Source organism: Bradyrhizobium sp. USDA 4541, assembly GCF_024171085.1.
In the GTDB taxonomy this organism is placed as follows: Bacteria; Pseudomonadota; Alphaproteobacteria; order Rhizobiales; family Xanthobacteraceae; genus Bradyrhizobium; species Bradyrhizobium australafricanum.
In genome coordinates this window covers 5354552-5381128 of the sequence record NZ_JALJZF010000001.1, presented here as the reverse complement: position 1 = coordinate 5381128, position 26577 = coordinate 5354552, and the positions used below count along the sequence as shown (strand labels likewise).

General features: G+C 64.9%; 25 protein-coding genes. 6 read left to right on the top strand and 19 right to left on the bottom strand.

Translation table 11 applies throughout. The annotated features are described in order from the left end of the window. Nucleotides 1-86: 86 nt before the first annotated feature. The 3 genes from J2R80_RS25435 to J2R80_RS25425 form a co-directional block, all read right to left on the bottom strand. The gene (locus tag J2R80_RS25435) at nucleotides 87-350 is read right to left on the bottom strand and encodes an EscU/YscU/HrcU family type III secretion system export apparatus switch protein (RefSeq protein ID WP_028335488.1); all 264 of its coding nucleotides are present in this window, start codon (nucleotides 348-350) and stop codon (nucleotides 87-89) included. Next, nucleotides 347-1930, bottom strand: a complete 1584-nt coding sequence (locus J2R80_RS25430; RefSeq protein WP_253639644.1) for a flagellar hook-length control protein FliK — start codon at nucleotides 1928-1930, stop codon at nucleotides 347-349. The genes J2R80_RS25435 and J2R80_RS25430 overlap by 4 nt, the downstream gene beginning before the upstream one ends. Nucleotides 1931-1994: 64 nt before the next feature. Then, nucleotides 1995-2780, bottom strand: coding sequence for an ATP12 family chaperone protein (locus tag J2R80_RS25425; RefSeq protein ID WP_253639643.1), 786 nt, complete (start codon nucleotides 2778-2780; stop codon nucleotides 1995-1997). Nucleotides 2781-2850: 70 nt separating this feature from the next. Here J2R80_RS25425 and J2R80_RS25420 point away from each other — a divergent pair, with 70 nt between their 5' ends. Next, nucleotides 2851-3306 carry a hypothetical protein gene (locus tag J2R80_RS25420; protein WP_057015498.1) on the top strand — a complete coding sequence of 152 codons (456 nt, stop codon included), beginning with the start codon at nucleotides 2851-2853 and terminating at the stop codon, nucleotides 3304-3306. Nucleotides 3307-3420: 114 nt separating this feature from the next. Here the strand turns inward: J2R80_RS25420 and J2R80_RS25415 are convergent, their stop codons facing one another. The 7 genes from J2R80_RS25415 to J2R80_RS25385 form a co-directional block, all read right to left on the bottom strand. After that, nucleotides 3421-4728, bottom strand: coding sequence for an amidohydrolase family protein (locus J2R80_RS25415; protein ID WP_375162661.1), 1308 nt, complete (start codon nucleotides 4726-4728; stop codon nucleotides 3421-3423). Nucleotides 4729-4894: 166 nt separating this feature from the next. Continuing rightward, nucleotides 4895-5458, bottom strand: a complete 564-nt coding sequence (locus J2R80_RS25410) for an HdeD family acid-resistance protein (protein WP_092090157.1) — start codon at nucleotides 5456-5458, stop codon at nucleotides 4895-4897. Nucleotides 5459-5554: 96 nt separating this feature from the next. Further along, entirely contained in the window at nucleotides 5555-7207 is a 1653-nt protein-coding gene (locus J2R80_RS25405) for an MFS transporter (RefSeq protein WP_253639641.1), read from the bottom strand. A 70-nt stretch (nucleotides 7208-7277) separates the two neighbouring features. Next, nucleotides 7278-8276, bottom strand: coding sequence for a glutaminase A (gene glsA, locus J2R80_RS25400; protein ID WP_253639640.1), 999 nt, complete (start codon nucleotides 8274-8276; stop codon nucleotides 7278-7280). Nucleotides 8277-9059: 783 nt separating this feature from the next. Then, nucleotides 9060-9362, bottom strand: a complete 303-nt coding sequence (locus tag J2R80_RS25395; RefSeq protein ID WP_253639639.1) for a hypothetical protein — start codon at nucleotides 9360-9362, stop codon at nucleotides 9060-9062. Nucleotides 9363-9450: 88 nt separating this feature from the next. Beyond that, nucleotides 9451-10665: an amidohydrolase family protein gene (locus J2R80_RS25390; protein ID WP_253639638.1), complete on the bottom strand. Its 1215-nt coding sequence runs from the start codon at nucleotides 10663-10665 to the stop codon at nucleotides 9451-9453. Nucleotides 10666-10781: 116 nt separating this feature from the next. Continuing rightward, nucleotides 10782-12074, bottom strand: coding sequence for an RluA family pseudouridine synthase (locus J2R80_RS25385; protein ID WP_253639637.1), 1293 nt, complete (start codon nucleotides 12072-12074; stop codon nucleotides 10782-10784). A gap of 167 nt (nucleotides 12075-12241) precedes the next feature. Here J2R80_RS25385 and J2R80_RS25380 point away from each other — a divergent pair, with 167 nt between their 5' ends. Continuing rightward, a complete protein-coding gene (locus J2R80_RS25380; protein WP_246786891.1) occupies nucleotides 12242-13159 on the top strand; it encodes an alpha/beta hydrolase in 918 nt (305 codons plus the stop codon). Between the two features lie 292 nt (nucleotides 13160-13451). Here the strand turns inward: J2R80_RS25380 and J2R80_RS25375 are convergent, their stop codons facing one another. Together J2R80_RS25375 and J2R80_RS25370 are read right to left on the bottom strand one after the other, a co-directional pair. Further along, entirely contained in the window at nucleotides 13452-14786 is a 1335-nt protein-coding gene (locus J2R80_RS25375; protein ID WP_141343263.1) for a replication-associated recombination protein A, read from the bottom strand. Continuing rightward, nucleotides 14783-16141 carry a DegQ family serine endoprotease gene (locus J2R80_RS25370; RefSeq protein ID WP_092090135.1) on the bottom strand — a complete coding sequence of 453 codons (1359 nt, stop codon included), beginning with the start codon at nucleotides 16139-16141 and terminating at the stop codon, nucleotides 14783-14785. Before J2R80_RS25370 ends, J2R80_RS25375 begins: the two co-directional genes overlap by 4 nt. A 345-nt stretch (nucleotides 16142-16486) precedes the next feature. On the opposite strand from J2R80_RS25370, the gene J2R80_RS25365 reads away from it, so the two are divergent. Then, nucleotides 16487-18085, top strand: coding sequence for an OprO/OprP family phosphate-selective porin (locus J2R80_RS25365; protein WP_253639636.1), 1599 nt, complete (start codon nucleotides 16487-16489; stop codon nucleotides 18083-18085). 352 nt (nucleotides 18086-18437) lie between these two features. Here the strand turns inward: J2R80_RS25365 and J2R80_RS25360 are convergent, their stop codons facing one another. Continuing rightward, nucleotides 18438-18818 carry a helix-turn-helix domain-containing protein gene (locus J2R80_RS25360; protein WP_253639635.1) on the bottom strand — a complete coding sequence of 127 codons (381 nt, stop codon included), beginning with the start codon at nucleotides 18816-18818 and terminating at the stop codon, nucleotides 18438-18440. A 118-nt stretch (nucleotides 18819-18936) separates the two neighbouring features. Between J2R80_RS25360 and J2R80_RS25355 the strand changes: the two genes are divergently transcribed. The 3 genes from J2R80_RS25355 to J2R80_RS25345 all read left to right on the top strand — a co-directional run bounded on the left by J2R80_RS25355 (nucleotide 18937) and on the right by J2R80_RS25345 (nucleotide 22399). Next, nucleotides 18937-19950, top strand: a complete 1014-nt coding sequence (locus J2R80_RS25355; protein WP_141343264.1) for a zinc-binding alcohol dehydrogenase family protein — start codon at nucleotides 18937-18939, stop codon at nucleotides 19948-19950. A 188-nt stretch (nucleotides 19951-20138) separates the two neighbouring features. Further along, entirely contained in the window at nucleotides 20139-21218 is a 1080-nt protein-coding gene (locus J2R80_RS25350) for a phosphotransferase (RefSeq protein ID WP_076831366.1), read from the top strand. Between the two features lie 53 nt (nucleotides 21219-21271). Next, nucleotides 21272-22399, top strand: a complete 1128-nt coding sequence (locus J2R80_RS25345) for a hypothetical protein (protein ID WP_253639634.1) — start codon at nucleotides 21272-21274, stop codon at nucleotides 22397-22399. 102 nt (nucleotides 22400-22501) lie between these two features. On the opposite strand, the gene J2R80_RS25340 is transcribed toward J2R80_RS25345, so the two are convergent. From J2R80_RS25340 to rpsM, 6 genes are all read right to left on the bottom strand, one after another. Next, on the bottom strand, nucleotides 22502-22798 hold the full coding sequence (locus J2R80_RS25340) for a DUF1330 domain-containing protein (RefSeq protein WP_253639633.1): 297 nt from the start codon (nucleotides 22796-22798) through the stop codon (nucleotides 22502-22504). Between the two features lie 6 nt (nucleotides 22799-22804). Next, entirely contained in the window at nucleotides 22805-23599 is a 795-nt protein-coding gene (locus J2R80_RS25335; RefSeq protein ID WP_253639632.1) for an SDR family NAD(P)-dependent oxidoreductase, read from the bottom strand. A 291-nt stretch (nucleotides 23600-23890) separates the two neighbouring features. Further along, nucleotides 23891-24307, bottom strand: coding sequence for a 50S ribosomal protein L17 (gene rplQ / locus J2R80_RS25330; RefSeq protein WP_016843769.1), 417 nt, complete (start codon nucleotides 24305-24307; stop codon nucleotides 23891-23893). 210 nt (nucleotides 24308-24517) lie between these two features. Next, the gene (locus tag J2R80_RS25325; RefSeq protein ID WP_035631062.1) at nucleotides 24518-25549 is read right to left on the bottom strand and encodes a DNA-directed RNA polymerase subunit alpha; all 1032 of its coding nucleotides are present in this window, start codon (nucleotides 25547-25549) and stop codon (nucleotides 24518-24520) included. Nucleotides 25550-25668: 119 nt separating this feature from the next. After that, nucleotides 25669-26058 carry a 30S ribosomal protein S11 gene (gene rpsK / locus J2R80_RS25320; RefSeq protein ID WP_006021048.1) on the bottom strand — a complete coding sequence of 130 codons (390 nt, stop codon included), beginning with the start codon at nucleotides 26056-26058 and terminating at the stop codon, nucleotides 25669-25671. A 114-nt stretch (nucleotides 26059-26172) separates the two neighbouring features. After that, the gene (gene rpsM, locus J2R80_RS25315; RefSeq protein ID WP_057019544.1) at nucleotides 26173-26541 is read right to left on the bottom strand and encodes a 30S ribosomal protein S13; all 369 of its coding nucleotides are present in this window, start codon (nucleotides 26539-26541) and stop codon (nucleotides 26173-26175) included. Between the last annotated feature and the right edge of the window lie 36 nt (nucleotides 26542-26577).

Here is a 26577-nt window from a genome sequence, read left to right as displayed (position 1 = left end):
GTGGTGAAAGGATGGCAAGAAGACTCACTTGTCTGTCGCGTTTTCTTCACGCGAACCGGTGCCCGCTTCGCTCGAAAACGCGCCCGCTAGCGCGCCCGGCCCGACATCCGCAGCACGAACACCAGCACCTCGGCGACGGCCTTGTAGAGCTCGGCCGGAATCTCGTCGCCGAGCTCGACATTGGAGAGCGCGCCGGCCAACACCTCGTTCTCCTCGATCGGGATGTCGTTGGCCTTGGCGACCTCGATGATCTTGGCGCCGATCGCGCCCTTGCCTTTTGCCACCACGCGCGGCGCACCGGCGTGGTCGTAATGCAGCGCGACCGCGAGCTGGTTGTTGGCCTCGCTCATGATGCGCGGTCCAGGAAATGGCCGGCGCGGGCGGGTGCGGGTTGCGGCGGGGTGCCGTCGCGGATCTCGATGTCGCCGGGCGTGAGCTCGGCCCTGGTCAGCGCCCGGCTCAGCTCGGAAGCGCCGGCGCGCAGTTGCGCGGCGGTCGAGGGACGCTCGGCCCACATCCGCACCGAGGTGCGCTCGCCGTTCAGCGACACCAGCGCGTGCACCGGGCCGGCCGGCTCGATATCGAGCGTGAAGCGCGCGCGCCACACCCGCTTGGCGGCTTCGACCTCATTGCCGCCGCCGTCGCGGGAAATCTCGAACTGCGCCATCGCCGTGCCCTGCGGGGTCAGGAACGGGATCTCGAAATTCCAGCGCGGCAGCATGGCGTCGAGCTGCGGCCGCGTAGCGTCGCCGCGGTCCGGCAGCGAGGCGACCTGCAGCAGCGTCTGCCGCGCCAGCGCGGCGTCGGTGTTTTCCAGCAGGCGATGCGCGGCGGTCGCGAGTGGCGCGTTTGGGGCGATCGACGGCTCGGCGACGGCCTGCGCCGACGGCAGCGCACCGTGAAACGGCGGTGGCGGTGTGTTGTCGCGTACCGGCACCTCGCCCGGCAGCATCTCCCTCGGCGCGGCGCCTTGCCGTGCGGGGTTGCCGAGTTCGTGCAGCGCTTGCTGAATGAGATTGAGCGCGCCGCCGGAGGACGGGCCGGCATCGAGCGCATCCGCGAGCGCCCCTGCGAACCCTGTGGTGCCGCGGGTGACATCCTCGGCGACCGGCAGGCGGGCCTGCGGCAGCAAGATCTCCTGAACGTCGAGGTCTGGCGTGCCGGATGGCATGAGGCTCGGCGCCGTCGCGGCGCTGGCCTGCGCCGGTTGCTGGAGCGGTGTGGCGGACGCGGGCCTGCCGGCATCAGCGGTACCAAGCGAGGTCAGCGCCTGGCGCAGCACGATCAGCGCGGCCTTTAGATCGGGCGCGCTGCCGCTCGCGGGCGCAATGCCCGCCGCCACCGTCGCCTCGAACAGCAGGCCGGATTTCTGCAAGCCGGTCTTGACCGCATCGCCGCTCAAATTCTCGTCGAGACCGGTCTGCTGCGCCAGCACCTGCGCGATCGCGGCCTGCAGCTTCGGCGGCAGATTGGCCGAGGCGACCGCGGCGAGATTGGCGAACAGCGGCGCCTGGCTTCCCTGCACCGCCGCCGCGGTCTGCGCCGTCGCGGTGATGGTGACGCGCTCCAGCGGCGTCAATACAGCCTTCGGTGCCGTGGCGACCGGCTGGGCGGCATCGGTGGCGTTGGCCGCTGCCGGCGACAGCCGTACGGCATCGCCGGTGTCCGGCCCCGGCCCGACCAGCTGCAGGCGGATGCCGTCATTGGTCTGCGACACTGCGAGCTGCAGGTTCTGGCCCTGCTGCAGCGGCACCTCGGTCTGGACGTCGATCGACAGGCTCGCGATCGCGATCCGCACCAGATCGGCGGACAGCACTTTCAGCACCTGCGCATTGACGACGCTGCCGGCCTCAAGCTTGAGGTCCGGCGCAACGCCGTCCACCTCCTTCGAGGCGAGCACCGGCAGCACGGGATTGATGGCGAGTGCCATGTCGGAGGTCTCGGCCCTGCGCGAGGAACGTGCCGCAGGCTAGCCCGGCGCCGTAAACCCCTCGTTAACCGGCGGCCGGCTTGAGCTCCCTGAGCACGCCGGCGGCGGCCTTGAAATCGAGCTGGCGGGCGGCGCGGCGGACGGCGACCTCCTCGTCGACGCCCCATTTCTCGATGTTCCAGTCCTCGTCGACATGGGCGGCGGCCCAGACCTGGTCCTCGTCGCGGACGCCATGGGCGAGCGCCAGCGCCAGCAGCGCCGAGCCGGTCAGCGTCGTCACCACATGGAGCGCCGCGACCGACCATGGGTCGGTCGGGAACGCCGCCCGCGCCGCCTTGATCGCAGGCTCGGGCTGGCCGACATGCATCACCCCCTCGGCCATCACGAAATGGGCGCCGAGCGCGTCGGCGGCCCAGAACAGGATCGGATCCCAGTGCTGGGCCTCGCGCGCCACCAGCGTCTCTGGATGGCCGGCCCGGTAGAACAAGAGGTCGCTGCCGAGGAACTTGGCCGCATCGTCGGCGACCTCGTCGATGCGATCGATCACCCCCTCGATCACGCTGTTGGCAAGCCGCGTCAGCGGCATGGTCATGGGATCGATGGTCTCGCGCTGCGCATTCCATTCCGCCGCCACCGTGTCCGCAATGGCCCGCGTCGGCACCGCGATCGGCTTGCCGGACGGCGTGCGGATCGGCTTGCCGTCGAGCGTGATCGAAAATCCGCCATCGGCCTCGGCGACGCCGGCGCCGGTGTAGAATCGCTTGCGCTGGGGCGTGCGGATGTGGCGCCGCACCGCCTCCTGCGGATCGAACGGAGATTGTTCTGGGACATCGTCGAAAAGTTCGCGCATCGCGCCGGGTAGCTTTCGTTCATAGGGATTTCCCTGCAAGATATGTCAGGGGCAACGGCAAATAAAGCTGATGGGACGCGGCAAATTCCTTGCGGGTTTTTCGCTGGTTGCGGTGGTTTTCGCCTCCGCCACAGCCTGTGCCGGGTTCCGTTCGCCGGAATCCCTGATCCGCAACGTCTACGCTCATTATGGGCGAGGCAGCGCCGAATATTCCAACGGCCTGCCGCGCGACGAGGAAACGGCTCGCCGATTCTTCGATCCCACCCTGCGCGGTGCCTGGACCGCGCTGCACGATGCGCCCTACGATTTTCTGGTGCAGAGCCCGACCTGGCGGCTCGGCCCGATCTCGATCGCAATCCCGCGCCGGCAGTTCGACAAGGCCGACGTGACGGTGACATTCGACAATGAAGGCCGCGCCGTCACGCTCAACTTCATCGTCGTCAATGGTCCCGACGGCTGGGTGATTTCGGATGTCGAGAGCCCGCACGATTCCTTGCGGACGTTTCTGACGCAGTTTCGGCGGTAGTAGCTGCCCTTGCCCTTCCGGCGATCGCTGCTCCACCGGCCACGTCGGCAGCCATATCGGCTACAAGCCGATGCTTTGACGCTGCCGCTTGGCCCGCCTTGTGACTATGTCCGCCTACCTGTTCCGGTCACCACCAAGAAGATTCTTGTAGACCTTCCCATCTTTCATGATGACCAGGAAATTCTTCGCCGGATCCTCTATCAGCTTGATGTTGTCGATTGGATTGCCATCGACCAGCAGAAGGTCGGCCAACGCGCCTTCCTCCACCACGCCCAGCATGCCTGGATATGGATTTCGAAGCCCGGACAGACTGAGCAATTCGGCATTCGTCGATGTCGCCATGATGAGCGCTTCAGCCGGCGTGTACCATCGCGTGAGGGTCGTCAGCATGGCGCCTTGCCGGTCAGCGAGCGCTTTCGAGAACAAGACGTCGGTACCGAATGCCGTCTTCAACTTGTACTTCTTCGCAAAGCCGTAGACCCTGTCGGTGCCGGCAACAACCTGCCGCATCTTGTCCTGCTCCGCAGGTCCAAGGGCGCTGGCGCCCGACATATCGAGGAAGGGCTGGGTGCTCAGCCAAATTCCCTTCTCGGCCATCAGGCGGGCCGACGCGTCGTCCATCAAATGACCATGCTCGATACACTTGACCCCCGCTGCGATCGATCGCTGGATCGCGACCGTCGTGTAGGCGTGTACGACGGCATAAGTACCCCAATTCTCCGCAGCCTCGACCGCGGCGCGCAACTCCGGTTCAGTGAACGTGGACACATCGAGCGGGCTGAACGGCGACGCCACCCCACCGCCCGCCGTGAGCTTGACCTGCGTAGCCCCTTGCATGAGCTGCTCGCGCGCGCGCACGCGAACTTCATCCGGGCTGTCCGCGACCATGGCGCCGCCTATCCTCTCCATGCGGCTGAGCATGCCGCCGATTGTTCTGGGCAGATCGGACAGCGGCCGGAAGTCGCCATGGCCGCCGGTGATGGTGATCATGGCACCGGATGGGTAGATGCGAGGACCGACGACGAGACCTTCGTCGATCGCGCGCTTGAGGGAAAAGGCCGGGCCGCCCATGTCGCGAATGGTGGTGAAGCCACGCATGAGGGTGGCCGTTGCCTCGGCGGCCGCAAGAAGATTGATGTAACCGATGTCGCTGGCCATCACGGCCGCCGGCGTCGGGCGTACCAGCAATGCATGCCAGTGCGCGTCGATCAGCCCGGGCATCAGCACCCGTCCGTCGCCGGCAATCACCTGAGCGTCGGCCGCGATCGGCCCAGTCGAAATTTTCTCGATCTTGTTTTTCCGGATCAGCACATTGGACGGCCCGGACAGCGCGCCATTCCTGCCATCGAAAATTCGCACGTTCTGAAACAGCACGTCGCCATCCTGCTGAGCTTGCGCTGGCAGCAAGGCGATGAGGCTCATCACAATCGACGCAACCAGCGCCGAAACTCTCACGCCCTTCCTCAAACCTGACATGTCCACTCTCCGCCGATGGCGCATCGCGCGAGACCGTCATTGATCTCGCGAGGAGCCGACTTGATTTCAGACGATTAATGAGAGTTCTGCTGCTCCCTGGAGGATCGACGGCTTATTGAGCCGCTCTGGCGGCAGGCTGTAAAGCGTAACTCAGCCATCCGATGCCATGAGACAGCAGATCGATCCCCAGCAGCAGCCCGAGCACCCACAGTCCGGTCGCCGGAAATCCCGTCAGAATGACGAGGCCGGCCAGAACGCCAAACAGCCCGGATGCGAGCATGATCCAGCCGGACTGCTGCCAATGGCCGATGCCGACCAGCATGCGCACAATCCCGGAGACCAAAAGCATGAGACCGAGGGCATAGGTCAGGAGCAGCGCGCTCGCCACCGGTTGGCTGAGCAGAACGATTCCGCAGGCAAGGTAGAGCACCCCCAGCACAAGCTGCCACACGAATCCACCCCAGCCCTTGGTCCAGAAGGCGTGCAGGATTTCGAACCCGCCGGCAACGATGGCCGTCCAGCCGATAAAGATGGCGCTGATCACGGTGAAAAGCACGACATCTCCCAGGACAAGAAGGCCCGCGGCGATCATGACGAGGCCCAGCAGAACGCAGACCCATAAAGGCGGGCCAGGCAGGCCGCGGAGCATCGTGGAACTGTTCTCATAGGTAGCCATGTCGTCCTCCTTGATCCCTGGCAGCCATGGCACGGTCGCGCATCTGGCACCTCGTTATTGCAGAGACCTTCTTGCCCCGCGGCGCCCGACGTCCGATCAGGCCGATCGCTCGCCCTCGCCGGTCGCTCCGTCGTCCGGTATTTCGCCTGGCCGATAATTCGGCAGCCGTCCCGCGGGAATGACCGCAAGCAGTGCGAGGCCGGCCATGATCAGCAACCCGATCTTCAAAGCGCGCAGGCGAGCTTCGGTGTTGACCCGGACGGCTTCCTCGACCTGCTGTGGCGTACCGCTCGTGCCTTCGAGTACGCTGCGCAGCCGATCATTGCTGACGAAAGTGATGTTGCCGAGATCAACCTGGCTCTGAAGCTCCTTGGTCAGCACCGGACTGGCCGCAATCCTGCCGAGCGCGATCGTGCTCAAAAGACCGACCAGAAGAGCTCCGGCCACCGCGGTGCCAACGGCAGCCGCCAGATTCTGCGTGGTTCCGCGCAAAGACCCGACATCCCCCGCCAACGCCTTGGGCGAAGCAGTGACCAGAACGTTGAACAGCAGTGTCACCAGCGAGCCCTGGCCGATACCGAACAGCACGAGGCCAAGGAGAACGGGAATCTCGCTCCAGTCGTTGCGCACGACGAACGCGAGCCACAGCAACGCAACGGTGCAGAGCCCAAAACCGAAGCGTCCGATCTGGCGGGGCCTCAGCTTGTCGTAGAGATTGACGATCAGCATCGCCGAGAGAAAGACGGTCAGATTGAACGGCATCATCGCGATCGCCGTCGCGATTGGCGAACGTCCCTGCACGATCTGGATATAGAGCGGCACCGTGAAGTTCAGCGCGGCCTCGAGCGCCACGACCGCGAACAGCGCGTAGACCGCACACCTCTCCTCCGGCGAATCGATCACCTCCAACGCCAGCAAAGGCGTCCTCCCCGCGGCCTGCTGGCGATGCGTCCACATCAGGAATGCCTGCCCGAGCACTATGCCAAGCACGATCAGGACCGGTGCCGGCGAGACGCCCAGCAAGTCGAATGGCGCGTTAGGGGTCGCCAGGATCACGCCCCAACTGTTCAGATTATTGAAGCCGAAGCTGATGAAGATGATCGCGCTCGCGGCAAGAGCGACCCCGATCAGGTCGATCTGGACATCCGCGCGACCGCGGTCCGGCCGCAGGCTGAAACTCAGAGCGAAAGCGATCGCCGAGGCAACGATGATAACTCCAAACGCGGGGCGCCAGCCGATATAGGTGCCGAGCAACCCGCCGACGACGAATGCCAGCACGCCGGCGGCAGCCCGCGCCGAGCCCAACGCGCCAAGGGCCGTCGCCTGCTGGCGTCCGGCATAATTCTCGGCAATCAGCGCGACGAGCGAGGGCACGATCACCGCGCCCGCAGCGCCGCAAAGCGCCTGAGCGGAAATCATGACGGAGGCCGTAGGGCTGAACGTCATCGCAATCTGCGCTATCAGGAAAAGCACGACGGCACCGCGAAATACCTGCACCGCCCCGAACCTTTGGGCGAGCTTGGCGCCAAGCATCACGAACCCGGCGACAAGCATCGAGTACGCCACGATTCCAGTCGCGACCGTGGTCGGCGGCACGCCGAAGCTGGCCACCATTCCCCCCATCGCAACCGGCAACGACGCGACGTTGAACGACATGATCATCTGGCCGAACGCAATCGCGACCATGGGCACCCATGATGCGCGCTCTTCCTGATGAATGTCGCCGATCGAGATTGCTTGCGTTGCCATCGCGTCCTCCAACCTGCCCGACGTTGCGATCGATCGGGCCACGGCTCGACCGATCTTCAGTGCCTCTTGTTCACTCGTCCGGTTGGGACACGAACAGATCCATGCCCAGTCTTTGCGACAGGAACTTCGCGGCGAGCTGCCCTCGCACGCTGTTGCCGGCCGCATCCAGTGGCGGCCCGAAAGTGCCGAAACCACCCTTTCCCGGAGACACCGCGACGATGCCTCCACCAATGCCGCTTTTGCCGGGCAGACCGATGTCGTACAGCCAGTCGCCCGACGTCTCGTACAGTCCAGCAGTGACCATGACCGCCAACGCATAGTGGCACACGGCCGCATCGACCACCCGCTGCCGGGTCACGGGGTTCACCCCGCCGTCGGCCAGCGTCGCACCCATCACGGCGAGATCCCTGGCGCTCACATTCAGCGAACACTGCCGGGTGTAGAGATCGGTCGCCTGCCTGGCGTCGCAATAGATCTGGTCGTAGCTCTCCAGCAACCGCGCGATGCTTCGATTGCGAAAATTGGTCTTGGATGCCGATGCGTAGACTTCCTCGTTGAGCGAAAGCTTGCGGCCCGCGAAGCGCGAGAGACCGTCATGGATGAACCGCCATTGCTCGTCAGCGCTCGAGCCCGGCACAAGGCTTGTGGTCGCGATCGCGCCTGCGTTCACCATGGGGTTGGTGCGCCCGGCTCCATGCTCGATCGCCGCCAGTGAATTGAACGGCAGCCCGGTCGCGTTCGCGCCCAGTTTTGCACGAGCCTCTTCAGGGCCGATGGCCTCGCACACCAATGCGAATACGAATGGCTTCGATACACTCATGATCGAGAATTCGTATTCGACATCGCCCGCGCCGTAGACACGCCCGCTGGTACCGGCCACACAGACGCCGAACAGTTCACTCGGCACTCTGGCCAGGGCCGGATAAACCTGCGAATTGGTCCCTTCGCTGTTCGACTTGAAGCGCTGATGCGCTTGAGACACGAGCTCCTGCACCATCTCGGGTTCGGGCAAGTGCCCGGTCGAGATGTAGGGCCGCTCCGCTTGTTCCGCGATCGAAGGCGGCCGCATTGGCTGTCCTTCCGGATTTCGACCTTATTGCTTCAGGTCTTCTAGTCGGCAACCAGAAGTAGGCGCCCAAAAAACCACGGAGTCAACGATCCACTCCCACAGCCTTTGCAATGCTTGCGTTGGTCCAGAACACTTTACGACAAATGCGCTGAACGCATTGCGTATCGCGGAATCGCAGCGCCGTTGCGCGATGCACCTTCGATATAGTCATGCGACGTTTCGGCGCGGCTAGGTAAGCAAGATTGTCCAATCGCCCGCGGCGCAATTGAATCAAAAGAGAAGTCATCATGGCAGCAACGAGCGATTTCCATCATTGGCACGCGAGAGTACGATCATCGTGTGCGGATGTGAGCCCGCCGCTTGTCCAAGCAACACCGGCCCGCGGCGACGGTGGAATGACCGCATCACTTACAGAGTGAGGTTGATCATGGTGGCGCGCGCAAGCGACGGACAGCTTCTGTTGGTAAAGAAGCTTGGTGGGCTTATTGCTATCGTTGTCGGCTGCTTGCTGACAGCAGTCGGTGTGACATTCGAATCGACAAGCACAACTGTCGTCGGTGTCTTGCTTCTTGTGCTCGGGGCGGCCCTGCTCACGCTCAAGATCATGAGACGAAATCAAAGCGGTCCGTTTGGATAGCCAGACAGATTCGCACGGTCGACAGCCTTGAACCGGATCGCCGCGGCTCCGCCGGCCGATGCCGCTTGCCTGTTCGTACTCGCGCCGGCGCGACGACAATTCCGTCCATGCGTCAGCAAGGCTTGTCTAGCAGACCACGCCCTGCCCTAATCCCGGTGGTTGGCGCAGGATCGCGAATAGGCGGCACGCTCGGCCTGGTTCAGGCCGGCGGCGGCGGCCTCGTCGAGGCACCGGCTGACGCGGTCGCCGAACGAGCTGCGCGGCCGCGAACGCAGGCTCGGCTGCGTCGGCGCGTCCATCCTGGGGATGGCGGGCACCTCGATCCGCGGCGGCGGCGGGGGTTGGGGGACCGGCGGATCCCACGTCGAGCGGCCGGGCGCAAGGATTTGCGCGCTTGCCAGACCCATGGCCCAGAGCAGAATGCCGGCAACAATCAGGGATCGCTTCATAGCCTATATGTCGTGACGCGGCAGCAACGGTTCAAGTGAACGCACCAAGCGTCAATACTGTCCCCGAGATGCGAGTTCCCCGCCCTCGTCACGGTTTCTGGTAGATCACGTGACCGGCACGGATCGTGCTGCTCACTTTCACAAGATTGCCGACGTCGCCGAGCGGATCGCCGTCGAGCACCACGAGATCGGCGTCGAAGCCCTGCTCCACCCGTCCCTTCTTCGCGGCCTTGAAGAACCGCGCCGGATTGGTCGTCAGCGTGGCCAGCACCTGCCGCTCCGACAACACGCGGTGCATCAGCTGAAATTCCTGCGTGGTGTCGTACAGCGTGGTGAAACCGACATCGGTGCCGAACAGTACCGTGCCGCCATTCTCGGAAAACTGCTTGAGCTGGTTGACGGTCGAGGCCACCAGACGGTTGGTGACGTTCGGATCGAGCACCACGGTGGTGAACAGCGACAGTGTGGGAACGAGCGCAGTCCCCTGTGCCTTGAAACGCGCCAGCTGATCCGCGGTGTAGCTGGGTTCGCCGGGCGTGGTGTGCGCGAGCACGTCGACGCCGGACTCGATCACCGTTTCGACGCCGACCTTGTTCTGCGGATGTGCGAACACCGGCCTGCCCTGCGCATGCGCGACGTCGACAGCCGCTTTGGCGATTGCAGGGTCCATGTTGACAACGGGCTTGTCGCCCATGAACGCCCCGGTGAACAGCTTGATGCCGTCCTCACCCATGCCGAGCCAGTCGCGTGCCCATTTCGTGGCTTCCTCCGGCGTTGCGACTTCAGGAAGCTGCACTTCACGCGGGATGTAGACGGGGTGCCCGCCCTTCGGGAAGATGTTGCCGGCGAGCAGGATGTTGGGGCCGGCGACTTCGCCCACGACGATGCGCTTGCGCAGCGGCAACGTGTCGCTCGGATCGGAGCCGAGATCCCAGACCGTGGTAAAACCCCAGCGCGTCAGCATCTCCTGCATGTGCTGCGTCAGCGCCGCGGCCGGCGCTGCGCCGGCGTTGCGCCAGACTTTCTGCGTGAAATGGACATGGCTGTTCCAGAAGCCGGCGACGATGGTCTTGCCGCTGCAATCGATCACGCGGGCATCCGGCGGCACCTGGATGTCGCCGGACTTGCCGACCGCGCTGATGACGCCGTCGGTCACCACGATCACCGCATCCGGCAGCGCTTGCGCATCGGCCGATGCGTAGAGCGTGCCGCCGCGGAGCACGATGGTCTCGGCCTGTGCCGTCACCGCGGCGACAGCTGAGCTGATCAGGAAAAGCATGACGCGCAGCCAGGTGCCGATCATGGAGAGTCTCCGTTGCAGGCCGGCAAAAAGCCGGCGCGCGAAGATAGCCGCAAAGCGCGGAGCCGTTTGATCGTTGTTGCTGTCCGCGACGGATATTGGAGGCCGCGCCCCGTCCGTCACTCCTCCGGCGCGTTCTCTATCGGGTCGAACCGATCGGCCTCGAGCCCGAGCAGATTCCAGGATTGCAGCATGTGCGGCGGCAGCGGCGCGGTGGCATCGATCACGCCGCCCCTCGGGTGCGGAATCACGATACGGCGGGCGAGCAGATGCAGCCGGTTCTGCAAGCCGCCGGGCAGCTGCCAGTTCTCCTTGTTGAAATATTTCGGATCACCGACGATGGCATGATCGATATGCGCCATGTGGGCGCGCAATTGATGGGTGCGGCCGGTCACCGGCTTGAGCGAGACCCAGGCGAGCTTGGTCGCCGAGGTCTCGACCACGGCATAATAGGTCACGGCGTGGCTCGCGCCCTCGTCACCATGCTCGGCGATCCGCATGATGCTGTCCTCCTCGCTCTCCTCCTTGGCGAGATAGGTCGAGATGCGGCCCTGCTTCGGCTTCGGCACGCCGGCGACCAGCGCCCAGTAGATCTTGCGCGCGGAGCGATGGCGGAATGCGCCGGTGAGGTGCGTGGCAGCGAAACGCGTCTTGGCGACCAGAAGGCAGCCGGAGGTCTCCCGGTCGAGCCGATGCACCAGCCGCGGCTTCTGCCCCTTGGCGTCGCGCATCACCTCGAGCATCTGGTCGACATGGCGCGTCATGCCGGAGCCGCCCTGCACGGCGAGACCGGACGGCTTGTTCAGCACCAGCACGTCGTCGTCCTCGTACAGCGTCATGTCCTTCAGCGCCTGCAGCGTCTTCGCCTCGGCCTCGGAGAGCGTGCCTGATGTCTTCGGCGTATCGAGCCGCAACGGCGGGATGCGCACGCTCTGGCCCTCCTCCAGCCGGTCCTTGGAATCGGCGCGCTTGCCGTTGACCCTGAGTTCGCCCTTCCGGACGATGCGCTGGATGTGGGAGAACGACAGGCCGGGAAAGCGTGCCTCGAGGAAACGGTCGACGCGCATGCCGTTCTCGTCGGCGGTGACGACGACGGTCTGTACCTTGGTCGGCAGCGGCTGCTCGGCCGCGGGCTTCGTAGCGGCGGGCTCAGCCCGCTCCTGCCGGTCGCGACGCGACTCGGCAAAGCGCGGCGGCTTTCCGGCCGCACGATGCGCGAACGGACGCTCTCCAGACTTGCGCTCACCGAACTTGCGATCGTCCGGTTTGCGGGTGCGCTGCGCCGATCCGCTCTTGCCACGATCCTTACCACGATCCTTGCCGCGATCGCCGGCGCGGTCCCGGTCGCGGCCCTTGTCGCGCCCTTTGGCGCGGTCGCCCGGCGATGTAGTTCTCTTGATGCGGCGGCTCATGGTGATTTTTCGGCTCCAGACCTGCATTGTGCCTAGCGCAAATGCCGCGAATCGTCACGGCGAAATCGGTGTGAATCCGGTGCAACATCGGCCATGTTCGGCCGCATACGACAATCGACGGGGGCCCTGGAATGAGACTGGCGATATCGGCTTTGGCGGCGGCCCTGATGCTCACGGACCCTGCGCTCGCCCAGCAAAGTCCGATGCCCGAAGCCGCGATGCCGGAAGATCTGGCCTGGAAGCTCCTGGAACTCGGCCGCGTCATCGACCCGCCCAAGACCGCTGCACTCTACGCGCCGCTGCAACAGAAGGAGCCCTATCAGGGCGTCAAGGTCGAGCGCGACCTCAAATACGGCCCCGCCGACCGGCATCTGCTCGACGTGTTCACGCCGGAGACGGCGGCGCCCGCACGACCCGTGCTGATCTACATCCATGGCGGGGGCTTCGTCGCGGGCAACAAGCGCGCGCCCGGCAGCCCGTTCTACGACAACATCATGCTGTGGGCGGTCAAGAACGGCTTCGTTGGCGTCAATGCCACCTATCGCCTCGCGCCGGCCTTTCCGTGGCCGGCAGGCCCGGAGGACATGGGTGCGATCGTGCAGTGGGTTGCGGAAAACATCGCCTCCCGCGGCGGCGAGCCGAGGCGCATCTTCCTGATGGGCCAATCGGCCGGCGCGATCCATGTCGCGAGCTATGTCTCCCATGGCGAATTCCACAAGGTGAAGGGCGGCGGACTTGCCGGCGCGATCATGGTGTCGGGCATCTATGATCTGACGGCCTCGCCGGCCGGCGACGCCGAGCTCGCCTATTACGGCTCCGACCCCTCGCGCTATGCCGAACGCTCCTCGCTGCAAGGGCTGGTCGCGAGCCCAATCCCGTTCCTGATCACGGCGGCGGAGCTCGATCCGCCGCGCTTCGTCGAGCAGTTCGAGCTCATGAAGCAGGCCAACTGCAAGCGGCCGAGCGGCTGCGCCCGCAGCTTCATGCTGCCGCAGCACAGCCACATGTCGGAGGTCTATGCGATCAACACGCCGGACACGCGGCTGACGGACGAGATTTTGGAGTTCGTGAAGAGCGTCAAGTGACGCGCCAGCGCAATATGAGGTTATGGGCCGTCGCAGCGGGCGCTGGCAAAATATCGAAAACAAATGCAAAGGAGCCGGCGGCGATCGGCGTGGCACCAAGCAACTGGCACCAAGCAACTTGACACGTCGGGCAAATCAGGAATATATTTCTAATATTCCGAAGTTACGTAAGTATTCCTCGCCTGAAGGTGTTGCATATGGCATTGGCGAGCCTCCGCAACTGACGCTTCCACGCCGCAGGTGGAAACGGGAACGTGCGTTATTCGCGGCCGCGGCCCAATCTCGTCTTGCTCTAGCTCCCGCCCCGTTCCTTGCGCAGCCGCTGCCAGTAATCCAGCCGCTTGCGGATCTCGCGTTCGAAGCCGCGGTCGGGCGGATCGTAGAAGGTCTGGCGGCCCAGCGCTTCCGGGAAATAGTCCTGGCCGGAGAATGCGTCCGGCATGTCGTGATCATATTGATAGCCGGAGCCGTAGCCCTCCGACTTCATCAGCTTGGTCGGCGAATTCAAAATGTGCTTGGGCGGCAGCAGCGAGCCGCCCTGCTTCGCGGTCTGCATCGCCGCGCCGAACGCGGTGTAGACCGCGTTCGATTTCGGCGCGGTGGCGAGATAGACCACGGCCTGCGCGATCGCGAGCTCACCCTCCGGCGAGCCGAGGAAGTCGTAAGCATCCTTGGCGGCGTTGCAGACCGCCAGCGCCTGCGGATCGGCAAGGCCGATGTCCTCGACCGCCATGCGCACCACGCGCCGCGCCAGGAACAGCGGATCCTCGCCGGCATCGAACATGCGCGCCAGATAATACAGCGCCGCATCCGGATCGGAGCCGCGCACTGACTTGTGCAGCGCCGAGATCAGATTGTAATGGCCGTCGGCCGATTTGTCGTAGATCGGCGCCCGGCGTTGCAGGATGGCCTGCAACTGCTCGGCGTTGAACACCTCGCCCTTGCGGGCGGCGCGCCAGACCTCTTCGGCCAATGTCAGCGAGGCGCGGCCATCGCCATCGGCCATCCGCACCAGCACGGCGCGGGCTTCGGCATCGAGCGGCAGCGGCTTGCCCTCGATCTTCTCGGCATTGGCGAACAGTTTCTCGATCGCCGCCGTATCGAGCGAGTGAAACACCAGCACGCGGGCGCGCGACAGCAACGCCGCGTTGAGCTCGAAGGACGGGTTCTCCGTGGTGGCGCCGACCAGCACCACCGTGCCGTCCTCCATCACGGGCAGGAAGGAATCCTGCTGCGCGCGGTTGAAACGATGCACCTCGTCGACGAACAGGAGCGTGCCCTTGCCGGTCTCGCGGCGTGCACGCGCGGCATCGAACGCCTTCTTGAGATCGGCGACGCCGGAGAACACCGCGGAGATCTGCTCGAAATGCAGCTCGGTGGCGTCGGCCAGAAGCCGCGCCACCGTGGTCTTGCCGGTGCCGGGCGGCCCCCAGAACACCAGCGAGCCCAGCGTGCGCGTTTCCAGCATCCGCGTCAGCGCGCCGTCAGGGCCGAGGATGTGATCCTGGCCGACGACATCGGCCAGCGTGCGCGGACGCAGCCGGTCCGGCAGCGGGTGCGGCGCGTCCTGCTCCATCCCCGCCGCAGCAAAGAGGTTGCCGGCCTCTCGCGGTTGCTTGGGGCTCATCCGCCGAGCGTCACGTTGATCTGCTGGCCGCCGCGCACCAGCGTGATGCGCCAGACCCGCGTCCCCGTCTTCGATGCCTTCTCGAGGTCGCTGGTCCGCACGATCTTCTCGTTGTTGACCGCGAGGATGATGTCACCCTTCTGGAAGCCGACATTGGCCGCGGTGCCGTCACCGGCGAGATCAGTCACCACCACGCCCTCGGCACCGGCGTCGAGATGCAGTTCGTCGGCCAGCGCCGGCGAGATGTTGGCGACCCTCGCGCCCTGGAACGGCGAGCGCGCGGTCAGCACGATCTCGTCGCGGTTGGTGTCGGGCGCGGTCTCCAGCGGTATGGTGAGCTTCACCGGCTTGCCGGCGCGCTGCACCTCGATCTCCGCGTTGCCGCCGAGCGGACGGGTCGCGAAGCGGTAGTCGAACGCGTTGGGATCGTCGATCGGCGTGCCGTCGATCCCGACGATCAGGTCGGAGAGCTTCAGTCCGGCCTTCGCCGCCGGGCTGTTCGGCGCGACGTTGGCGACCAGCGCGCCAGACGGCAGCTTCAGCCCGAGCGTCTCGGCAATCTCCGGCGTCACCGCCTGCAGCCGCGCGCCGAGCCATGGCCGCTTCACATTCTTGCCGCCGCTCTTGGCGGAGGCCACCACGACGCGCACCATGTTGGCGGGGATCGCAAAGCCGATGCCCTGCGAGCCGCCGGAGCGCGAGAAGATCGCAGTGTTGATGCCGGCGAGCCGGCCGGTCATGTCGACCAGCGCGCCGCCGGAATTGCCGGGATTGATCGCGGCGTCGGTCTGAATGAAGAATTGATAATCCGTGATCCCGACTTGAGTGCGCGCCAGGGCCGAGATGATGCCGTGCGTCACGGTCTGGCCGACGCCGAACGGATTGCCGATCGCGAGCACGACGTCACCGACCTGCAGTTGGTCGGAATTGGCGAAGTCGAGGGTCGCGAACTTCTCCTTGTTGGTGTCCTTCAGGCGCAGCACCGCGAGGTCGGTACGGCTGTCCTTCAGCACGATCTCGGCCTCGTATTCGCGCTTGTCGGCGAGCGAGACCTTCACCTGATCGGCGCCCTCGATCACGTGATTGTTTGTGACTACGAGGCCGGAGCCGTCGACCATCACGCCGGAGCCCAGCGAGCGCTGCATCTGCTCGGGCTGCTGTCCCGGCACGCCGAAGAAGCGGCGAAAAATCGGGTCATCCAGAAATGGATTGCGGTTTTGCACGGTCTTGGCGGCGTAAACATTGACCACCGCCGGCTGCACCCGCTGCACGATCGGCGCATAGGACAATTGCAGCTCGGCCTGCGAGGACGGCACGCGGCGGTCCTGGGCCGCGGCTGCGGAAAGATTCCCCATGAAGGCCAACGTGCACAGAGCGGATACGGCAGCAAAGCGGACAGGTCGGAGCATTCTCACCTCTCGTGGAAACGCCGGAATATAGGCGTGTTCGCCGGGCAATTGAAGGGCGCCCGGCCGGATAACTGGCCCCCCGCCGTACCGGTGCACAACCCGCAGCGGCCGCGTTGAAGCGCGCCGCCAAGCTTCTATGATAGCTGTCATCTCACTGCGCCGCTCCGCTTGTTGCCTGCGGACCACAAGCGGAACTGCGATGCCCGGAAGCACTGTCGTGCGTCAGTCACGATACGCTCCTAGGACCGTTCAGTGAGTGAGTGGGGAATTCAAACACAACAGGGGTGCACAATGGGTGCAACAAAAGTCAGTGCAATCGCCATAGGCCTGGCAGGGGCGCTTGCCGCCTCGCCGGCCTATTCGCAATCGGCCGGAGGCGGCAGCGATGCGGAGATCGCGCTGCTGAAGCAGCAGCTGAAGATGCTCGAGCAGAAGCTCGACAAACTGCAGAAGCAGACCAACGCCAATACTGCAAGCGCAGCCAGCGCAAACGCCAATGCGAAGGCGGCGGATGCCAAGGCCGCGCGGGTGGCGACCGCCAACGCCGCGATCCCGGTGAAGGGCCCGGTCGCGCCGTCCGGCGTCGTGGTGACGATGCCGAACAACCGGCCGACGATCTGCACCGCGGACGAACAGAACTGCGTTGCGATCACGAGCCGCGTGCACTGGGATGTCGGCGGCTACGACTATCGCCCGAACACCGCAGGCACCTCACCGCAGAAGCTCGACAGCGGCGAGAACGTCCGCCGCGCGCGCATCGGCATCGTCGGCAAGTTCTTCGGTGACTGGAATTACTCACTGATCTACGATTTCGGCGGCTCGTCCGACGGCTTCGGCGGCGCGGCGCCGGGATCGCTGCCCGGCGGCGGCACCTCGGGCATCGAGAACGCGTATCTGAGCTACACCGGCTTCAAGCCGTTCGGCGGCAAGATGGCGATCGAAGGCGGCATCATGGACGTGCCGTGGACACTCGACGAAGCGACCAGCTCCAACGACATCCTGTTCATGGAGCGCGCCTCGGTCGGCATCATCGCACAGAACATCGCCGCCGGTGACTTCCGTTCGGCCGCCGGCACCCGCTGGTGGAACGACCAGTTCTGGATCGGCGGCTATGTCACCGGACCGACGTCGGGCGCCATCCACTCCGCGTCCTCCGCCTCGCCGGCCGGCACGTCCGAGCAGTATGGCGGGGTCATCCGCGTCGCCGGCAATCCGATCAGCGGCAAGAATTATTCGGTGCACATTGGCGCCGATGCGGAATGGCTGGTGCAGCCGCCGCGCAACCAGCTCACGCAGGCGCAGACGCTCACGCTCAGCGACCGGCCCGAGCTGCGCATCGATCCGACCACGCTGATCTCGACCGGTGCGATCGCCAATGTCTCCGGCGCGCAGGTCTACGGCGTCGAGGCGGCGGCGACCTATGGCCCGTTCATCGCGCAGGGCGAATATTACTGGTTCAATGTCGATCGCTCCGCGAACACCGGACTGCCGCCGTTCGGCGCGCCGAGCCTGAAGTTCGACGGCGGTTACGCGCAGGTCGGCTATGTGCTGACCGGCGAGAGCCACGCCTACAACCCGGCGACGGCCTCCTATAGCGGGATCAAGCCGCATGATCCGTTCTCGCTCGCGGGCGGCGGCTGGGGCGCCTGGGAAATCGCCGGCCGCGTCAGCACGATGGACCTCAACGATCAGATCGCGCAGGCGGTCGGCATCGCGGGTGGACGGCAGACCGTCTACACCGCCGCGCTGAACTGGTACGTCAACAACAACGTCCGCTTCATGCTGAACTATCTGCACGGCGATATCGCCAAGCAGGCCTCGGCGACCTCGGCTGCGGACGTCGGCTCGAAGTTCGACGCGGTCGCGCTGCGTACGCAGGTTGCGTTCTGATCTGATCGGAGCTGAGACCAACTCATAGACGGCCGGGGCATCGCTCCGGCCGTTTTCATCGAGCGTTTGGTTCACGCGTTTCTAGCTGAATGAGATCGGTCGAATATTGACCAGGACGGCGCCGCGCTCCCTCTCCCCGTTCTTACGGGGAGAAGGTTGGGGTGAGGGGCCCTCTCCGCGTATTCGGCAGCAGCTGCGCTTGCTGAGGCTCCCCCTCACCCGGAACGCATCTGACGATGCGTCATAGCCGAAGCACCGCTTCGGCGTTCTTGAGAACGGCCGCCGTAGGCGGCCTATGCCTCTCCCCGCACGCAGGGCGAGGTGAAGCGGAGCGCGTCGCGCGAACATGCTTTCAGGCCGCGCGCTTCGACTTCTTCACAATGACCTCCGGCGCCGGCGCGCAGGACAGCCGCTCCTGATGGCCCTCGCCCCAGGCTTTCAGAATACCGATCACCGGGCGCAGGCTCTCGCCGAGTTCGGAAAGCGTGTATTCGACCCGCGGCGGCACTTCGGCATAGACCTTGCGGATCACGAGGCCATCGTCCTCGAGCGCACGCAGCTGCTTGGTCAGCATGCGCTGGGTGATGCCGGGCATGCGCCGCCGCAACTCGCCGAAGCGCTGGGTGCCGGCCTGCAAATGATACAGGATCACGCCCTTCCATTTGCCGTCGATCAGGTCGAGCGCCGCCTCGACCGCGCAGCCCGGCCGGCGCGCGAAATTCTTCCGTTTCATGCAGTATTTTCCCAATAGTATACAAACAGGGACTAGTTCCCTGTTTTTACAGTACTTGCCAAATGGACGCCAGCGCGACAGTTAATCGGCAGGCAATCGCCCACCACGGAGACCAGGCATGAAGGCCGTCGGATACCAAAAATCGCTGCCGATCGAGGCGGCGGATTCGCTCGTCGATTTCGAGATCGCCAAGCCCGAGCCGAAGGGGCGCGACATCCGCGTCGCGGTGAAGGCCATCTCGGCCAATCCGGTCGACTACAAGGTGCGCAAGCGCGCGGCGCCGACCGACGGCGGATACAAGATCCTCGGCTTCGACGCGGCCGGCGTGGTCGACGCGGTCGGGCCCGACGTCTCGCTCTTCAAGCCCGGCGACGAGGTGTTTTACGCGGGCTCGATCCTACGCCAGGGCACCAATTCGGAATTTCATCTGGTCGATGAACGCATCGTCGGCAACAAGCCGGCGTCGCTGTCCTTCGCGCAGGCCGCCGCCCTGCCCCTGACCTCGATCACCGCGTGGGAGCTGCTGTTCGACCGGCTCGGCGCGGTGCCGGGCAAGAGCCTCGATCCGCGCACGCTTCTGATCATCGGCGGCGCCGGCGGTGTCGGCTCGATCCTGATCCAGCTTGCGCGCCGCCTCACCGGACTGACCGTGGTTGCGACAGCAACGCGGCCGGAGTCGCAAAAGTGGTGCCGCGATCTCGGCGCCCATGCGGTGATCGACCACTCGCAGCCGATGAAGGAGCAGATCGAGAGCTTGAGGCTGCCGCCGGTCGGCCTCGTCGCCAGCCTCACCTTCACCGACCAGCACTACAAGTCGATCGCCGACTTCATCGCGCCGCAGGGCAAGTTCGGCCTGATCGACGATCCGCCGGAATTCAACGTCGCCGCGTTCAAGGGCAAGGCGGTCTCGGTGCACTGGGAATCGATGTTCACGCGCTCCTCGTTCCAGACACCCGACATGATCGCGCAGCACCATCTGCTCAACGATGTCGCCGACCTGATCGACAAGGGCGTGCTGCGCAGCACGCTCGACCAGACCTTCGGTACCATCAACGCCGCCAACCTCAAGCGCGCCCACGCTCTGCTGGAAAGCGGCAAGTCACGCGGCAAGATCGTGCTCGAGGGCTGGTAAGGCTCCTCACGTCCGCTTCCTCATGCCCGGGCAACATCCCGGGCATGATATCCCCACAGGCCGGCGGGTGGTTTTTGCCAAAGCCGCCAGCGCCTGTATGATTTGCGCAACGATCACCCCGTCCTCAATCCGGCCGCGCAGGACGCGGCCGGAGCGGTGGTGACGCCCACGGGCATGGGAGGAAACCGATGAGTTTGCTCACGGCCGATCCGTCGCGGATCGATCCGGAGTGGATGACGCGGGCGCTGCGCGAAGCCGGTGTGATCGACCAGGTCAGGGTCGTCGATCTCGCCTGCAAGCCGGTCGGCAATGGCCTCGTCGGCGACAGCTATCGATTTCGTCTGACCTATGACGGCGACGAGCCGAACGCTCCTTTGAGCGTCGTCGGCAAATTCCCGGCCGCAGATCCCGACAGCCGCCGCTCCGGTTCCGCGCACACGCTTTACGTCCGCGAGGTCGCGTTCTATCGCGAACTGGCGGCGACCGTCGCCATTCACACCCCGCGGCCGATTCTTGCCGAAATCGATCCGGCGACCGACGACTTCACCCTGATCCTGGAGGACCTCGCGCCCGCACGTCCGGGCGATCAGCTCGCCGGATGCTCGATCGCCGACAGCCAGATCGCCATGACCGAGGCCGCGGCGTTGCATGCGCCGCGATGGAATGACCCGAGCCTCGATGCGGTGCAATGCTTCGTGATGGCCGCAAGCCGGCGCAGAGACCTTCGCTCGGTGCTGCCCGGCATCATCGGTCACTACAAGGAGCGATATCGCGGCGTGATCGAGCCGGAATTCCTTGATCTGATCGACCGGCTTCCGGACGCGCTATTGCGCTACCAGTCCGATCGATCGGCGCCGCGAACGCTCCAGCACGCAGATTTCCGGCTCGACAACATGCTGTTCGACGTCCGCGGCAATACCCATCCGATGGCGACGCTGGACTGGCAGACGCTGACAGTGGGCCCGGCAATCGTCGACGTCGCCTATTTCCTCTCGGCCGGCATCGACCCGATCGAACGGCGGCTTCATGAAGCCGACCTGGTGCGGTTCTATCATTCGGAACTGATCCGGCGCGGCGTGCGGGACTATGACTGGGATCGTTGCTGGCGGGATTACCGGCGCTACACGCTGCACGGCATCATGATGGGCGTCGTCTCCGCGCTCAGCGTCCAGCGCTCCGAGCGAGGCGACGCGCTGTTCCTGAAAATGACCCGCGGCGCCTGCGCGCAAGCGCTGGACCACGACAGCTTTTCATACTGGCAGGACTGACGCGCTTTCGAGCGAAGTGGATACAACCCGTCAGGACATCGAAAGGGATCGGCGTGCTCAACAAACTGGACGACTTCCCCATCCACCAGACGCCGGAGCCGATCGCGGTTCCCTCGACCAGCGACCGCAATGTCTATGACCGGACCTGGTTCAACGGCTACACCGCCGACGGCGCGTATTATTTCGGGATCGGCATTGCGATCTACCCGCACCGCAAGATCCTCGATTGCGCCTTCAGCGTCGTGGAGCGCGGCGGACGGCAGCACTGCTTTTACGGTTCGCGGCGCGCCCCGCTCGAGCGCACCGAGATGCAGGTCGGTCCGTTCAGGCTCGAAGTGCTCGAGCCGATGCTGCGGACCCGGGTCGTGCTCGACGACAATGCGACGGGCCTCGCCTGCGACCTGACCTTCTCCGCGCGCACCGCCGCGATCCAGGAAGCGCGCCAGACGCTTTGGTCGGGCGACCGCCGCGCGATGGATTCGACCCGGTTCGACCAGTTCGGCCGCTGGAGCGGCGTCATCAGCCACCCCGACGGCGGGATCAAGGTCGACGATCGCACCTGCTACGGCACCAAGGATCGCTCCTGGGGCGTGCGCAATGTCGGCGAACGCGACGTCGGAGGCGCGCCGATGCCGCCGCCGAGCGTGTTCTTCCTCTGGGCGCCGCTGGTCTGGGACGACCACATCTCGCACACGATCTTCTTCGACGGGACGCAGGGCGAGGCGCTGGTCCGCGAGGGCATCACCGCGCCGCTCTACCGATGCGAGGCCGAGATTCCCGGCGTGGTCGACGGCCTCGACCGCCGCATGGCGACCGCGCAGCATCGCGTCAAATACGTGCCGCACACCCGGCTCGCGCAGTCGGCTGAAATCGACCTCGTCGATATCGACGGCCACACCACGACCATCGCGCTCGACCCGATCCTCAAATTCCAGATGAAGGGGCTCGGCTACGGCCATCCGCAGTGGGGCCAGGGCATGTGGAAGGGCGAGCTCGAGATCGGCGGCGAGTCGTTCGATCCATCGACGCTCGACCCGCTGGCCCGCGAGAATGTGCACGTCCAGCAGGTGGTCCGCGCCCGCCAGGGCGGCCAGACCGGAATTGGCGTGCTGGAGCAGGTTTGCTTCGGTCCCTACCGTCCCGCAGGCTTCAGCGAATTCCTGGACGGCGCGAAGGGATAGCTAGAGCGTTTTCGAGCGAAGTGGATACCGGTTCGCGTGAAGAAAACGCGTCAAAACAAGAATCTAGAGCCCCGTTCCGATTCCATCGGAACGGGAAAAGCTCTAGATCGCCGGCACGCCCTCGACGAACAGCAGGCGTCGCTCCAGCGCGGTTGCGCGAAGCTTCAACGCTTCGGCATATTCCGGTGACGCATACCATTCGCGCAGGCGCGCCATGGTCGGAAATTCGACGATGACGATCGCGTTCGGTGGTGGACCGCCCTCCACCACCTCGACCGTGCCGCCGCGCACGACGTAGCGCCCGCCAAATTGTGCGATGGTGTTCGCCGCCAGCGTCCGATAGGCCTCGAACGCCGCGGCGTCGCGCATCTCGACCTCGGAGATCACATAGGCCGGCATGCGGCCTCATGCGATGGTGTTGACGATGCCGCCTTCGGCGCGCAACGCGGCGCCGTTGGTCGCCGATGCCTGCCTGGAGCAGACATAGACCACGAGATTGGCGATCTCCTCGGTGCTGGCAAAGCGCTGCAGCAGCGAGGTCGGCCGGTGCTGCTTGACGAAGTTGGAGGCCGCCTCCTCGACCGATTGGCCGTTCTGCTTGGCGAGATCCTTGACGAAGGTCTCGACGCCTTCGGACATGGTCGGTCCGGGCAGCACCGAGTTGACGGTCACGGCGGTGCCTTTGGTCAGCTCGGCGAGCCCGCGCGCGATCGCAAGCTGCGCGGTCTTGGTCATGCCGTAATGGATCATCTCGATCGGAATGTTGAGGCCGGACTCGGAGGAGATGAAGACGATGCGGCCCCAGTTGCGCTTCAGCATGCCCTGCATGTAGCCGCGCGACAGCCGCACGCCCGACATCACATTGACCTCGTAGAAGCGGCTCCAGTCCTCGTCGGGAATGTCGAAGAACGGCTTCGGCTCGAAGATGCCGGCATTGTTGACGAGGATGTCGACGTCCGGCAGCGCCGCGAGCAGCGCCTTGCAGCCCGCCGCGGTCGAGACGTCGGCGGCAATGCCGCGGAGCTTTGCGTCCGGTACTGCCTTCGTGATCGCGGCAATCGCGGCATCGACCTTGGCCTGACCGCGGCCGTTGACGACGACCTCGGCGCCGGTCTCGGCCAGCCCCCTTGCGATGGCATTGCCAATGCCCGCGGTCGAGCCGGTCACCAGCGCAGTCTTTCCGGAAAGGTCGATTTTCATCTGTCATCTCCATTGATGTCGACGGACATATCGGGCGCGGCATGCAGCGCCGCAATTGCATCTCACCGATGCGTGAGGAAGCAGAACACACCTCGTCGTCCTGGCGAAAGCCAGGGGACCCATTACCACCGCAGGTGATTATGAGAAGGATTTGAGCCCCAGCGTCGCGCAACAATTTAGATTTGGGGTAATGGGTCCTGGCTTTCGCCAGGACGACGGGGATGGAGCGTGGCCACCAAATAAAAACGGCGCCCGAAGGCGCCGCTTTCAAAACCTGGCTCGAAGCGGGGCTTACGCCGCCTCGGCTTCCTTGTCCTGCGCCGGACCGGAGTCCTGGCCCTTGGCGTCGACGTCGCGGTCGACGAACTCGATCACGGCCATCGCCGCGTTGTCGCCGTAGCGGAAGCCGGCCTTGATGATGCGGGTGTAGCCGCCCTGGCGGTCCTTGTAGCGGGTCGCCAGCGTGTCGAACAGCTTCTTGACCTGGTCGACGTCGCGCAGCTCCGAAATCGCCTGGCGGCGCAGGGCGAGGCCGCCCTTCTTGCCGAGGGTGACGAGCTTCTCGACGATCGGCCGCAGCTCCTTGGCCTTCGGCAGCGTGGTGACGATCTGCTCGTGCTTGATCAACGCGGCCGCCATGTTGGCGAACATCGCACGCCGGTGCTCGGCGGTGCGGTTGAGCTTCCGATGAACCTTGCCGTGACGCATTGACTTATTCCTTCTTCAATTCTGCCGCGGTGGTTCAGCGACAAGTTTTGCAGGTGGGCATCCTGCGTTCGCCCGCAAAAGCGCCTTAGCGCGCTTTTGCTATCTCGTTTGAGCATGATCCTCGCCGGAAAACCGCTCCGCACTTTTCCGGGATCATGCTGCGTAAAAAATCGTGGCCGGAAGTTTTCCGGCCACGACGGTGGAATCGGATCAGTAGTGATCCTCGAAGCGCTTGGCGAGCTCGTCGATGTTCTCCGGCGGCCAGCCCGGCACTTCCATGCCGAGGTGCAGACCCATCTGGGCCAGCACTTCCTTGATCTCGTTCAGCGACTTGCGGCCGAAGTTCGGGGTGCGGAGCATTTCCGCTTCCGACTTCTGCACGAGGTCGCCGATGTAGACGATGTTGTCGTTCTTCAGGCAGTTTGCCGAACGCACCGACAGCTCGAGCTCGTCGACCTTCTTGAGGAACGCCGGGTTGAACGCGAGATCGGGGATGATCTCCTGCGTGACTTCCTTGCGCGGCTCTTCGAAATTGACGAACACGTTGAGCTGATCCTGCAGGATGCGCGCGGCGTAGGCCACCGCGTCCTCCGGCGTGATCGCGCCGTTGGTCTCGATCGTCATGGTCAGCTTGTCGTAGTCGAGGATCTGGCCCTCGCGGGTGTTCTCGACCTTGTAGGACACCTTGCGGACCGGCGAGAACAGGCTGTCGACCGGGATCAGGCCGATCGGAGCATCCTCGGGACGGTTGCGCTCGGCGGCGACATAGCCCTTGCCGGTCGTGACCGTGAACTCCATGCGGATCTCGGCGCCGTCGTCCAGCGTGCAGAGCTGCAGGTCGGGGTTGAGCACCGTGACATCGCCGACGGTCTGGATGTCGCCGGCGGTGACGGCGCCCGGGCCCTGCTTCTTCACGACCATGCGCTTCGGGCCTTCGCCCTGCATCTTGATCGAGATGTCCTTGATGTTGAGGACGATGTCGGTGACGTCTTCACGGACACCGGCGATCGAGGAGAACTCGTGCAACACGCCGTCGATATGCACCGACTGCACCGCCGCGCCCTGCAGCGAGGACAACAGGATGCGGCGCAGCGCGTTGCCGAGCGTCTGGCCGAAGCCACGCTCGAGCGGTTCGGCGACCACGGTGGCGAACCGGCTCGCGTCCGAGCCCGGCGTCACCTGCAGCTTGTTCGGTCGAATGAGTTCTTGCCAATTTTTCTGGATCGTCACTGTTTCACCCATTTGCCGGTCACAGGGCCAAATCGAATGGCCGAACCCGGCGTTGGAGATCGCGGATCAGTCCGCGCGGTCAATTCCAAAAACCATCGCAGGGCGGCCAGAGGCCGCCCACGACTTACAGATCAAACGCGCCGACGCTTGCGCGGACGGCAGCCATTGTGCGGGATGGTGGTCACGTCGCGGATCGAGGTGACGGTGAAGCCCGCAGCCTGCAGCGCACGGAGCGCCGACTCACGGCCCGAACCCGGGCCGGCCACTTCAACCTCCAGCGTGCGCATGCCGTGTTCCTGCGCCTTCTTGGAGACGTCTTCGGCCGCGACCTGCGCGGCATAGGGGGTCGACTTGCGCGAGCCCTTGAAGCCCATGGTGCCGGCCGACGACCAGGCAATGGTGTTGCCCTGCGCGTCGGTGATGGTGATGGTCGTGTTGTTGAACGACGAATTCACGTGCGCGATGCCGGAGGCGATGTTCTTGCGTTCGCGGCGGCGTACGCGGGTGGCTTCCTTGCCCATTTCAAACCTTTCCTGTGATCTCGACGCCGCCGTAGTGCCAGCGGCTACACCTCAAAACGCAAATGGCGAGTAGCGAATTTCCATTCGCTACTCCTCACTAGCAATTCGCAAAACTTATTTCTTCTTGCCGGCGATCGCCTTGGCCGGCCCCTTGCGCGTGCGCGCATTGGTGTGGGTGCGCTGGCCGCGCACCGGCAGACCGCGGCGATGACGCAGGCCGCGGTAGCAGCCGAGGTCCATCAGCCGCTTGATGTTGATGCCGACCTCGCGACGGAGGTCGCCCTCGACCAGGTAGTCGCGGTCGATCACTTCGCGGATCTGCAGGACTTCCTGGTCGGTCAACTGGTTGACGCGACGGTCCAGCGGGATCTTGACCTTCTCGATGATGTCGGCCGCGTTCTTCTGGCCGATGCCATGGATGTACTGAAGCGCGATCAGGACGCGCTTGTTGGTGGGAATGTTGACGCCGGCAATACGGGCCACGGACTTCTCTCCTGTCGCCGATCCATCACGGATACG

Bases quoted from the DNA above. Each gene is read 5' to 3' on its own strand.
- J2R80_RS25370 (WP_092090135.1), bottom strand. From the start codon at position 16,141: ATGGGGAATCTTTCCGCAGCCGCGGCCCAGGACCGCCGCGTGCCGTCC.
- J2R80_RS25395 (WP_253639639.1), bottom strand. From the start codon at position 9,362: ATGAAGCGATCCCTGATTGTTGCCGGCATTCTGCTCTGGGCCATGGGT.
- J2R80_RS25420 (WP_057015498.1), top strand. From the start codon at position 2,851: ATGGGACGCGGCAAATTCCTTGCGGGTTTTTCGCTGGTTGCGGTGGTT.
- J2R80_RS25365 (WP_253639636.1), top strand. From the start codon at position 16,487: ATGGGTGCAACAAAAGTCAGTGCAATCGCCATAGGCCTGGCAGGGGCG.
- J2R80_RS25415 (WP_375162661.1), bottom strand. From the start codon at position 4,728: ATGAGCCTCATCGCCTTGCTGCCAGCGCAAGCTCAGCAGGATGGCGAC.
- rplQ (WP_016843769.1), bottom strand. From the start codon at position 24,307: ATGCGTCACGGCAAGGTTCATCGGAAGCTCAACCGCACCGCCGAGCAC.
- J2R80_RS25355 (WP_141343264.1), top strand. From the start codon at position 18,937: ATGAAGGCCGTCGGATACCAAAAATCGCTGCCGATCGAGGCGGCGGAT.
- J2R80_RS25325 (WP_035631062.1), bottom strand. From the start codon at position 25,549: ATGGGTGAAACAGTGACGATCCAGAAAAATTGGCAAGAACTCATTCGA.
- glsA (WP_253639640.1), bottom strand. From the start codon at position 8,276: ATGCGGCCGCCTTCGATCGCGGAACAAGCGGAGCGGCCCTACATCTCG.
- J2R80_RS25350 (WP_076831366.1), top strand. From the start codon at position 20,139: ATGAGTTTGCTCACGGCCGATCCGTCGCGGATCGATCCGGAGTGGATG.
- J2R80_RS25390 (WP_253639638.1), bottom strand. From the start codon at position 10,665: ATGATCGGCACCTGGCTGCGCGTCATGCTTTTCCTGATCAGCTCAGCT.
- J2R80_RS25385 (WP_253639637.1), bottom strand. From the start codon at position 12,074: ATGAGCCGCCGCATCAAGAGAACTACATCGCCGGGCGACCGCGCCAAA.
- J2R80_RS25405 (WP_253639641.1), bottom strand. From the start codon at position 7,207: ATGGCAACGCAAGCAATCTCGATCGGCGACATTCATCAGGAAGAGCGC.
- rpsK (WP_006021048.1), bottom strand. From the start codon at position 26,058: ATGGGCAAGGAAGCCACCCGCGTACGCCGCCGCGAACGCAAGAACATC.
- J2R80_RS25380 (WP_246786891.1), top strand. From the start codon at position 12,242: ATGCTCACGGACCCTGCGCTCGCCCAGCAAAGTCCGATGCCCGAAGCC.
- J2R80_RS25335 (WP_253639632.1), bottom strand. From the start codon at position 23,599: ATGAAAATCGACCTTTCCGGAAAGACTGCGCTGGTGACCGGCTCGACC.
- J2R80_RS25435 (WP_028335488.1), bottom strand. From the start codon at position 350: ATGAGCGAGGCCAACAACCAGCTCGCGGTCGCGCTGCATTACGACCAC.
- J2R80_RS25375 (WP_141343263.1), bottom strand. From the start codon at position 14,786: ATGAGCCCCAAGCAACCGCGAGAGGCCGGCAACCTCTTTGCTGCGGCG.
- J2R80_RS25360 (WP_253639635.1), bottom strand. From the start codon at position 18,818: ATGAAACGGAAGAATTTCGCGCGCCGGCCGGGCTGCGCGGTCGAGGCG.
- J2R80_RS25430 (WP_253639644.1), bottom strand. From the start codon at position 1,930: ATGGCACTCGCCATCAATCCCGTGCTGCCGGTGCTCGCCTCGAAGGAG.
- J2R80_RS25410 (WP_092090157.1), bottom strand. From the start codon at position 5,458: ATGGCTACCTATGAGAACAGTTCCACGATGCTCCGCGGCCTGCCTGGC.
- J2R80_RS25340 (WP_253639633.1), bottom strand. From the start codon at position 22,798: ATGCCGGCCTATGTGATCTCCGAGGTCGAGATGCGCGACGCCGCGGCG.
- J2R80_RS25425 (WP_253639643.1), bottom strand. From the start codon at position 2,780: ATGCGCGAACTTTTCGACGATGTCCCAGAACAATCTCCGTTCGATCCG.